The sequence below is a fragment of the Actinomycetospora callitridis genome, from assembly GCF_028737265.1.
GTDB classification, from domain to species: domain Bacteria; phylum Actinomycetota; class Actinomycetes; order Mycobacteriales; family Pseudonocardiaceae; genus Actinomycetospora; species Actinomycetospora callitridis.
Window position 1 is genome coordinate 1 of the sequence record NZ_JAQZAK010000020.1, and the last position, 9,329, is coordinate 9,329.

Here is a 9,329-nt window from a genome sequence, read left to right on the forward strand (position 1 = left end):
CCGACGGCACGACGACCGACGGCACGACCACCGACGGCACGACCACCGACGGCACGACCACCGACGGCACGACCACCGACGGCACGACCACCGACGGCACGACCACCGACGGCACGACCACCGACGGCACGACCACCGACGGCACGACCACCGACGGCACGACCACCGACGGCACGACCACCGACGGGACGACGACCGACGGGACGACGACCGACGGCACGACCACCGACGGCACGACCACCGACGGCACGACCACCGACGGCACGACCACCGACGGCACGACCACCGACGGCACGACCACCGACGGCAGCGGTTCCGAGGACTCCGACGTCTCCGAGGACGACGTCAAGAACGGTCTCCCGCCCGTCCAGGTGATCATCGACGACCTGGTCCCCGGCGCCGGCGCGAACCCGATCGGCCTGCCCGATCTGCCGACCATCCCGCAGCCCGTGGACGGCAAGTTCGACAACGTCAACGACGCCTGCCTGAACGCGATCTCGCAGCTGAAGTTCCCCGCCGGCACGTCGGGCCTCGGGAACCTCAGCAACCAGCTGCAGGGCTTCTGCCGCGGTCTGGACACGACCGACGTGCACGTCTGCCTCGAGCACCTGCGTGAGGTGGTCAAGCACCTCTGCCCGACCGTGATCGAGTACAACACCACGATCAACTTCGTCAACACGCACGTGTCGTACGAGTGGTGGGGCGCCTACTGGCACCACCGCTACGACGTCGACTGCGACGAGCTGACCTACGACGAGGCCAACGCGATCCTCGACTGGGACCGCTCGGACCCGTTCCGCCTGGACCGTGACGACGACGGCGAGGCCTGCGAGGCCAACGCGCACGGCGACGACGTCGAGACCGTCGTGTACGACAGCTACCCCGTCGGCGGTGTCGCGACGGGCGACGGCAGCACGGACTCCGGCGCCTCGGGTGTCGAGGTCGCTCTGGCGGCCGGCGCGCTCGGCGGCCTCGGTGTCACCGGCCTGACCCTCGCCCGGCGCTTCGCGCGGCAGGGCTGATCCCATGGGCACCGTGATCGACCGCAAGGACGAGAAGACCGGCACGAGCGGGACCACCAAAGCGGCGATCGCCGTCGTCGTGGTCCTCGGGCTGCTGCTGGTGGTGGCCTACGTGATGGGCAACCCCTCGCAGCGCACCGGCCCGACGAGCGTCGCGCTGCCCGCGCAGCGGACGGCCGTCGCGCTGCCGCTCGAGGCCTCCAGCACGACGAACCTGCAGGTCCCGTCGATCGGGGTGGACACCCGGCAGCTCGCCGAGCTCGGCCAGACCGAGGACCGGCGTCTCGAGGTGCCGAGCGACGCCACGACCGTCGGCCACTACGCCGGCGGCGCGGCCCCCGGCGAGCGGGGTCCGGCGGTCTACGCCTCGCACGTGAACTACCGCGGTGTCGACGGCGGCTTCGCCCGCCTCGCGGAGGTCGAGGCCGGTGACCAGGTGCTCGTCGAGCGCCAGGACGGGGTCACCGTCGTCTACGCCGTCGACCGGGTCGACATGGTCCCGAAGGACGCGTTCCCGACCGCCCAGGTCTACGGGCCGACCAGCGGCCCGGAGCTGCGCCTCATCACCTGCGGCGGCGAGTTCGACGCCGACGTCCGCAGCTACGAGGACAACGTGGTCGTGTACGCCCGCGCGGTGGAGGCCTACCGGGCGTAGACAGCGACGACAGCGACGACGGCCGGGCCCCGGGGACAGGGGGCCCGGCCGTCGGCGTCTCGCCGGATGGGCGTTCTCAGGCCCCGCACAGGCCGCGGTCAGCCGGACCACACCCTCCGCACGGACCGTGGGGACCATGACCACCCTCGCGACCGCCCCGACGGTGCCGCTCCTCGACGCACCGCCCCGGAGGGGCAGGCGTCGGGGGACCGTGGTCGCGGTCGCCGCGGTGCTCCTCGGCATCGCGGCGGTGATCGGCTCCTACGTCGTCGCCGTGCTCGACCCGACCGGCCGCGCGCTCGACGACGCCGTGATGCGGACGGCCACCGACCTGGGCCTGCGCGGGGAGGGCCTCGGGATGCTCGAGTTCGTCGGCATCCCCTCGGTGGCCCTGGCGGTGGTCGTCCTCGCCGGCCTCGCGCTCGCCCGCGGGCGGGGCGACCGGGCCCTGACGGTCGTGGCCCTGGTGGCCGGCGCCCAGGTGGTGACCCAGCTGCTCAAGGCCGGCCTCGTGCGCCCCGACTCCGCCGAGGACAACTCCCTGCCCAGCGGTCACGTCACGCTCGTCGCCTCGCTCGGCGTGGCCCTCGTGCTCGTCGTGCCGCGGCTGCTCCGCCCGCTCGCCGGGCTGGCCGCGATCGCGGTGACGGGCCTCGCGGGGGTCGCGACGATCGTCGCCGGCTGGCACCGGCCCAGCGACGTCGTCGCCGCGCTCGGCGTCGTCGCAGCGACGACCGGCGTCCTCACCCTCGCGGGGGCGCTGCTCCGGGGGCGACGGCGTCCACGATCTGGATGAGCCCGTCGTGCGGGGTCGAGACGCGCACGAAGCCGTGCCGGACGAGGGCGTCGGCGAGCTCGCCGCGACGGAACAGACGGGCCTGACCCCCACGGGCCAGGAGCTCGGTGGTGAACCGGAACGGTCCCGGCGCGTGGGCGGGCACGGCGGCCGCGAGGCGCCCGCCCGGCCGCAGCACGCGCGCGATCTCGATCAGCGCGGTGTCGAGGTCGGGCACCAGGTGCAGGCACAGCGAGCAGGACACGGCGTCGACGACGGCGTCGCGCAGCGGCAGCGACATCGCGTCGGCCCGGACGAACACGGTGTTCTCCGCCGTGACGGCCTTCGCCGCGCGGGTGAGCATCGCCGGGGAGAGGTCCGCGCCCACGACGAGCCCGTCCGGCCCCACCCCGTCGGCGAGGTGGCGCGTGAGCGTCCCGGGTCCGCAGGCCAGGTCGAGCACCGTGTCGCCCCCGACGAGGTCGAGACGTCGGGCGACGTCGTAGAAGTCGCGCACGAGGTCGCCGCCGGCGAACCCCGGGATGCCGCCGCCGAACCGGTCGCCCACGGCGAGGAGCCGGTCGTAGGCGCCGGCACCACCGCCGGTCTCCCACAGATCCTGGACGCGTCCGCGCGATCCGGGCCGACCCTCGACCAGGTCGATCCACGGGGCGCCGTCGTCCGGCGGCAGCGGGACCGTGAGCAGGTCGGCGAGACGGTCGCGGGCGCTCACCCGCCGCCCCGCACCGCCGCACGCAGCGCCTCGAACTCCTCGACGACGGCGTCGGCGAGGGTGTGGAGATCGGGCATCAGCTCCGCGCAGGCCAGGAGCCCGATGTCGAGCTGGTCGACGTAGCTCTGGACCGTGATGTTCAGGCCCACCGGGTCGGCGACGGCCGAGACCGGGATGTAGTGGGTCATCCGCGCCCCGCCCAGGTACAGCGGCTCCCGCGGTCCCGGCACGTTGGACACGACGGTGTTGAACGGCGCCGGCGCGACCGTGCTCCACCGGGTCAGCGCGCGGCTCACGGCGGTGACGGTGGCCGGCACGCCCAGCCCCGCCGCGTCGGGCGTGAGCTCGCCCGGCAGCGCGGCGAACACCTGCTTGGCGACGCGCAGCGCGTCGTGGGCCGCGCCCAGACGCGCGAGCGGGTCGTCGACGTCGGTGGGCAGCGCCGCCACGGTCGCCGACACCCGGTTGGTCCACTGCTCGTCCTCGCCGTCGTCACTGCCCTCGCGCAGCGACACCGGGATCATCGCGGTGAGGGGCTGGTCGGGAAGCTCGCCGCGGTCGAGCAGCCACCGTCGCAGCCCGCCCCCGCACACGGACACCACGACGTCGTTGATCGTCGCGCCGGACTCCTTCCCGACGGCCTTGACCTCCGCCAGCGGGAGGGCGCGGTGCACGAAACGCCGGTAGCGGCTGACCGGGCCGTTGAACGGGGCGGGCGGCGTGACGAGCGGGGGCAGGCGGGGGAGGTCCTGCTCGGGGTCGCGCTCGCGGCCGACGTTGAGCACGGAGCCCAGGGGTCCGCGCAGGCTCCCGCGCACCTTGTCGGCGAGATCGATCACCGCAGGATTGCGGCTCGCGCGGGCCACGCTCTGGCCTGCCCGTGCCGCGAGCAGCAGCCCGCGTGCCGGGCGCCGCAGCCCGTGCGCGGCGGCGCGGGCCAGGACCTCCGCGGTGGAGGGCGGCTCCTCGGGGGTCCACTCACCCGCGTGGCTCGGGGGCTCGGCGTCGGGGACGTCGTCGAGCATGAGCTCGAGGAGGTCCGCGCCCGCGGCGCCGTCCACCGCGCTGTGGTGGATCATGGTCAGGATCGCGAACCGGTTCTCGGAGAGCCCCTCGATGACGTGCGAGACCCACAGCGGGTGCTCACGGTCCATCGGCGCGGCGACGAGCCGGCCCACGAGCTGGTCGAGCTGGTCGTCGGTGCCGGGCGGGGGCACCGCGCTGTGCCGGACGTGGAAGTCGAGGTCGAAGTCGGGGTCGGCGATCCAGTAGGGATGGTCGAGCCCGAACGGCACCTCGACCAGCCGCCGCCGCAACGGTTCGAGCTGGTGCAGCCGGTCGGCGAGCTGGCGACGCCACGCCGGGTAGGGCGCGAAGTCGGGGTCGTCGGGCCGCTCGAGGATCAACAGCTGGCTGACGTGCAGGAACTGGTGGTCGTCCTCGAGGTCGAGGAAGGCCGAGTCCAGACCGGACAGCTGCTTCACGGTGGTTGACCTCCACGTCGACGACCACGGCGGGGGCACAGTCTGTGGCCATCGGCCGTCCTGCGGCCACCCGGCGCATCCGGGGCGCCGCGATTCACCTCATCGGTGGACTCAAGTCCTCGGCCACGGCCTCCGTAACCTCCGGACGTCACGTCCGTTGAGCGTTCCGGAGGAGTGCTCACCCGATCGGTGGTGCACGCCGGACCTCACCAGCGGACGGAGAGCCAGCCATGGGAAGGCACCAGTCGGCGGCGTCCTCACGTCGTGCCCGGATCGCGCTCGGCGCGCTCCCGCTGGTCGCCACCGTCGGGGCCATCGGTGTCGGTTCCGTGGTGATGAGCCCGGCGAGCTCCGACGCACCGCTCGGGCCGCCGAGCGTCGGCGGGGGCACCGGCGCACCGGCGGCCGCACTCCCCCTCGGGCCGGGTCTCGCGCCGGCGCCGGTCACCGTCCTCGACCTCGCCGCCACGGACGGGTCGGTCGACCCGCGGGGTGTCCCCGGCAGCAGGCTCGGCGTCCGTGCCGGGAGCGGGGGCTCCGCGGGTGACGACGCGCCGGCCCCCGGTCGCGCGGCCCGCTCCGGTGCGAGCGCGAGTGGCGGGGAGGTCGCCCGCGTCTCGTCGGTCCGCGACGCGGGGACCCCCGCGCGCGGTGGCGCGTCGGGAGGCGGTTCCACGGGCTCCACCGGCGGCGGTGGTGGTGGTGGCGGCGCGGACGACGGCGGCTCCGGCGGCGGCTCGGCCCCCTCCGAGGGCTCCGGCGGCGGCGGTGGTGGCGGCGCGGACGACGCCGGCTCCGGGGGTGGCGGCCGGGGTGGCGGCCTGCTCGGCGGTGTCGTGGGCGGCCTCGGCTCGACCGTGCAGGGCGCGACGTCGCTGCTGTCCTTCGGCGGCGGCGAGTCCGAGGAGTCGGACTCGGTCCTCTCCTTCGGCTCCTGAGCCGCTCGGGCTCCGTGCCCGTCGACACATCGACCGACAATATAGTTAGCTGATACAACGGTCTGGTGACGGCACCGATCGACCAGCGCCTGGCCACCGCGGCCGCGCTGGACGCCTTCGCGGCGTGGGCGATCCGCTCCACCGCCGGGCGTGAGCTCAGTCTGACGACCGCGTCCACGCTCGCGACGCTCGACCGCGACGGACCGCAGCGTCTCTCCGACCTCGCCGTGCGCGAGGGCGTGACCCAGCCGAGCATGACCGCGCTGGTGACCCGGCTGGAGCGCGACGGCCTCGCCACGCGCGGCCCCGACCCGAGCGACGGCCGGGCGGTCGTGGTGACGCTGACCGACGCGGGACGCGAGGTCCTCACCGCGCGTCGGACCCGGCGCGCCTCGCGCCTGGCCGAGCTGCTCGACCACCTCGAGCCCGACGAGCGCGCCGCGGTCGACGCGGCCGCCGGGGCGCTGTCACGCCTGACCCGGACCGCACCCTCGCGAGGAGTGTCGTGAGCACGTCCCCCACCGCCAGCCCGTTCTGTCAGCCGAAGGCCGTCTGGGCGGTGGCGTTCGCCTGCGTCATCTCGTTCATGGGCATCGGCCTCGTCGACCCGATCCTGCCGGCGCTGGCCCAGCAGCTCGCGGCCACGCCCGCGCAGGTCTCGCTGCTGTTCACCAGCTACCTGCTCATCACCGCGGTGGCCATGCTGGTGACCGGCTGGGTCTCCAGTCGCATCGGCGCCAAGGCGACCCTGCTCACCGGCCTGTCGATCATCGTCGTGTTCGCCGCCCTGGCCGGCGCGTCGGGGAGCATCGGCGAGATCGTCGCCTTCCGGGCCGGCTGGGGCCTGGGCAACGCGCTGTTCATCGCCACCTCGCTGGCGGTGATCGTCGCCTCGGCCAGCGGCGGGTTCGCCGGCGCGATCATCCTCTACGAGACCGCGCTCGGCGTCGGCATCGCGCTCGGCCCGCTCGTCGGCGGCCTGCTCGGCTCGGTCAGCTGGCGCGCCCCGTTCTTCGGCGTCGCCGTGCTGATGGCGATCGCCCTGATCGCGACGCTCGTGCTGCTGGACAAGACGCCCAGGCCCGCCACGAAGATCGGCCTGCTCGACCCGATCCGGGCGCTGCGCCACCGCGGCCTCGCCACGATCGCGGTGACCGCCTTCGCCTACAACTGGGGCTTCTTCACCCTGCTCGCGTACTCGCCCTACTCGATGGGCGACCTGTCCGAGCTCGGCCTCGGCGCCGTCTTCACCGCCTGGGGCGTGCTGGTCGCGATCTTCGCGGTGTTCGTGGCCCCCGCGCTGGAGCGACGCTTCGGCACCGTGCGGGTCCTCTACCACGTGCTCGGGCTGCTCGCGGTCGACCTGCTGGTCATCGCGGTCTGGAACGACACCCCGGGCGTCGTCATCGGCGCGGTCATCGTCGCCGGCGCCATGATCGGGCTCAACAACACGCTGGTCACCCAGGCCGTCATGTCCGTGGCCCCGGTCGCGCGCCCGGTCGCGTCGGCGTCGTACAGCTTCGTGCGCTTCCTCGGCGGCGGCCTCGCACCGTGGATCGCCGGCCTCCTCGCCGAGGCGTTCCTGCCGGACACCCCGTTCTGGGTCGGCGCGGTCGTGGTCGCGGTCGGCATCCTCGTGCTGTCCACCGCCCACCGGCTCCTGCGCGCCGTCGAGACGGGGGAGGACGCGGAGACGGTCGAGGAGACCGAGCCGGACGACGCACCCCGCCCGGTCCTCGTCGCCGTCGACGGCGCCCCGCAAGCCCCGGCGGTCGCCGCGGCGGGCGGGCGGCTCGCGGTCATGCTGGACGCGCCGCTGGTCGTCGTCCACGTGCCCGAGCGGGCGCTCGTCGCCGACGCGGCGGCCGACGACGGTGCCGGCGGTGCGCTCGACCGGTCCCTCGCGGCCGCCCGTGAGGCCCGCGGCGCCGGTGCGCCGGTGACCTCCGAGACGCTCGCGCCGGTGGGGACCCACGGCGACGTGGGCGGCGAGCTGGTCGCGGTCGCCCGTCGCCACCACGCCCGGGCGGTCGTCGTCGGGCGTCCTCGCGGCGGCGCGCTCGCGGCGCTGGTCGCTCCGAGCGCCGACCGGGCGCTGTGGACCCGCGGGCCCTGCCCCGTCGTGGTCGTGCCGGACGGGACCGATCCGGTCGATCCGGTCGTGCCGAGCGAGCCGGCGGTGCCGGCCGCGCGCTGACCCCGGACACACGACACGGGCCCGGCCCACCGTGGAGGTGGGCCGGGCCCGTGCGCGCGCGGGTGCCGTGCCTCAGGCAGGGATGCCCGGGAGCTCGAACTGGCTGGGCAGCTCCGGGAGGAAGTCGCTCAGCGGCGGGAGCTGCGGCAGCGTGGGGGCGTCCGGGAGACCCGGGACCTCGACGCCGTTGAAGGTGTTGCCCTGGCCGTTGCCCTGGCCGATGACGTTGCCGGTGTCGACCCCGATGTTGCTGCCCTTGGAGGTGACGTTGTTGTTCTCGTCGACCTCCGACTGGGCGGAGGCGAACGGGGCAGCGACCATCAGGCCGGCGGCGACGCCGACGGTGACGACGCCCATCTTCTTCAGCACGAGAACTCCTAAAGGTCTGTCGGGGGAACAGGCGGTGGGCCGGAGAGCGGAGGAGCGCGGCACCGACGCCTCGGATGGCTCAACGAGGCCGTGACGTCCTCGTGATCCGAAGTGCGGGATCGTCCCCGATCGGGGGATGTCCCCGCGGGAACTCCCGGCCGAGGAGCACGACGGCCCGGCCACCGAGGACGGTGACCGGGCCGCCGGGAACCTCGGGTCGAGGCTCAGAGGACGTCGAAGATCACCGGGTCGACCGGCGCCTCGGGGGCCTCGGGCGCCTCGGCGTCCGGCGTGGGCACCTCGGCCTCCTCGCCCAGCACGCTCACGGCGACGTCGTTGCCGCTGAGGTTGCCGTTGAGGATGTCGTTGCAGACGACGTTGAGGACGTTGGCGCCGCCCACCGGGGCCTGCACGACGGCGTTGCCGAGGAACGAGTCGCCGTCGATGCCGCCGTTGGCCTCCGACGAGCCGCCGGTGACGTTGCAGTCCGAGCTGTCGCTGCCGTGGTGCGAGCGGTGGCCCGAGTCGTGGCCCGAGTCGTGGCCCGACTCGTGGGCGGAGGCGAACGGGGCGGCGACCATCAGGCCGGCGGCGACGCCGACGGTGACGACGCCCATCTTCTTCAGCACATGAACTCCAGGTGTGTCGGGGGAGCGGGGTGGGCGGCTTGGCTTGGGGAGCACATCGCCCACGGTCCGAACGGCCCAACGAGGACGTGACGGCGGCGTTACCTCGTGCGGCGCGAACCCCCCGAACGTGGCATGGAGTTCGATGCCTCGGCGGCCGAGACGCACGAAGGCCCGGCCACCGATCGGTGGCCGGGCCTTCGCGAGGCTCTGGAGACGTTCGCCGTGGCGAGTGCCGTCAGAGGATGAGCGAGCTCAGATGGGCAGGACGCCGCCACCGAGGACGCTCACCGCGACGTTGTTGCCGCTGAGGTTGTCGTTGAGGATGTCGTTGCAGACGATGTTGGCGACGTTCGCGCCACCGATCGGGGCCTGGATCAGGGCGTTGCCGAGGAACGAGTCCCCGTCGATGCCGCCGTTGGCCTCGGACGAGCCGCCGGTGACGTTGCAGTCCGAGCTGTCGCTGCCGCGCGAGCCGTGGTCCGAGCCGTGGTCCGAGTCGTGGCCCGACTCGTGGGCGGAGGCGAACG

The 9,329-nt window shown here is 74.2% G+C and carries 10 protein-coding genes and 1 pseudogene; 6 read left to right on the plus strand and 5 right to left on the minus strand.

All coding sequences use genetic code 11. The features are described 5' to 3' along the window. The 3 genes and pseudogenes from PH191_RS29845 to PH191_RS29855 all read left to right on the plus strand — a co-directional run. Positions 1-1,022, plus strand: a pseudogene (locus PH191_RS29845) (hypothetical protein); the annotation flags it as partial. A 4-nt stretch (positions 1,023-1,026) separates the two neighbouring features. Further along, positions 1,027-1,677 (plus strand): class F sortase, encoded by a 651-nt coding sequence (locus PH191_RS29850; RefSeq protein WP_274198267.1) that lies wholly within the window; start codon positions 1,027-1,029, stop codon positions 1,675-1,677. Positions 1,678-1,813: 136 nt separating this feature from the next. After that, positions 1,814-2,473: a phosphatase PAP2 family protein gene (locus tag PH191_RS29855; RefSeq protein WP_274198268.1), complete on the plus strand. Its 660-nt coding sequence runs from the start codon at positions 1,814-1,816 to the stop codon at positions 2,471-2,473. On the opposite strand, the gene PH191_RS29860 is transcribed toward PH191_RS29855, so the two are convergent. Then, the gene (locus PH191_RS29860; RefSeq protein ID WP_274198269.1) at positions 2,421-3,185 is read right to left on the minus strand and encodes a class I SAM-dependent methyltransferase; all 765 of its coding nucleotides are present in this window, start codon (positions 3,183-3,185) and stop codon (positions 2,421-2,423) included. The genes PH191_RS29855 and PH191_RS29860 overlap by 53 nt on opposite strands. Further along, positions 3,182-4,669, minus strand: a complete 1,488-nt coding sequence (locus PH191_RS29865) for a WS/DGAT/MGAT family O-acyltransferase (RefSeq protein ID WP_274198270.1) — start codon at positions 4,667-4,669, stop codon at positions 3,182-3,184. The genes PH191_RS29860 and PH191_RS29865 overlap by 4 nt, the downstream gene beginning before the upstream one ends. Positions 4,670-4,899: 230 nt before the next feature. Here PH191_RS29865 and PH191_RS29870 point away from each other — a divergent pair, with 230 nt between their 5' ends. The 3 genes from PH191_RS29870 (at position 4,900) to PH191_RS29880 (ending at position 7,804) form a co-directional block, all read left to right on the plus strand. Beyond that, positions 4,900-5,607, plus strand: coding sequence for a hypothetical protein (locus PH191_RS29870; protein WP_274198271.1), 708 nt, complete (start codon positions 4,900-4,902; stop codon positions 5,605-5,607). Positions 5,608-5,672: 65 nt separating this feature from the next. Then, on the plus strand, positions 5,673-6,116 hold the full coding sequence (locus tag PH191_RS29875) for a MarR family winged helix-turn-helix transcriptional regulator (RefSeq protein WP_274198272.1): 444 nt from the start codon (positions 5,673-5,675) through the stop codon (positions 6,114-6,116). Then, complete coding sequence (locus tag PH191_RS29880) at positions 6,113-7,804, plus strand: MFS transporter (RefSeq protein WP_274198273.1); 1,692 nt, start codon at positions 6,113-6,115, stop codon at positions 7,802-7,804. Before PH191_RS29875 ends, PH191_RS29880 begins: the two co-directional genes overlap by 4 nt. A gap of 72 nt (positions 7,805-7,876) precedes the next feature. Here the strand turns inward: PH191_RS29880 and PH191_RS29885 are convergent, their stop codons facing one another. The 3 genes from PH191_RS29885 to PH191_RS29895 form a co-directional block, all read right to left on the minus strand. Next, a complete protein-coding gene (locus tag PH191_RS29885; protein WP_274198274.1) occupies positions 7,877-8,173 on the minus strand; it encodes a hypothetical protein in 297 nt (98 codons plus the stop codon). A 224-nt stretch (positions 8,174-8,397) separates the two neighbouring features. Next, on the minus strand, positions 8,398-8,802 hold the full coding sequence (locus PH191_RS29890) for a hypothetical protein (RefSeq protein ID WP_274198275.1): 405 nt from the start codon (positions 8,800-8,802) through the stop codon (positions 8,398-8,400). A gap of 252 nt (positions 8,803-9,054) precedes the next feature. Further along, positions 9,055-9,329: hypothetical protein (locus tag PH191_RS29895; protein ID WP_274198276.1), on the minus strand; the 275-nt coding region annotated here is incomplete at its 5' end.

What these genes read in the sequence shown, in the direction of transcription:
- PH191_RS29850 (WP_274198267.1), top strand. Translation starts at nt 1,027, where the DNA reads ATGGGCACCGTGATCGACCGCAAGGACGAGAAGACCGGCACGAGCGGG.
- PH191_RS29855 (WP_274198268.1), top strand. Translation starts at nt 1,814, where the DNA reads ATGACCACCCTCGCGACCGCCCCGACGGTGCCGCTCCTCGACGCACCG.
- PH191_RS29870 (WP_274198271.1), top strand. Translation starts at nt 4,900, where the DNA reads ATGGGAAGGCACCAGTCGGCGGCGTCCTCACGTCGTGCCCGGATCGCG.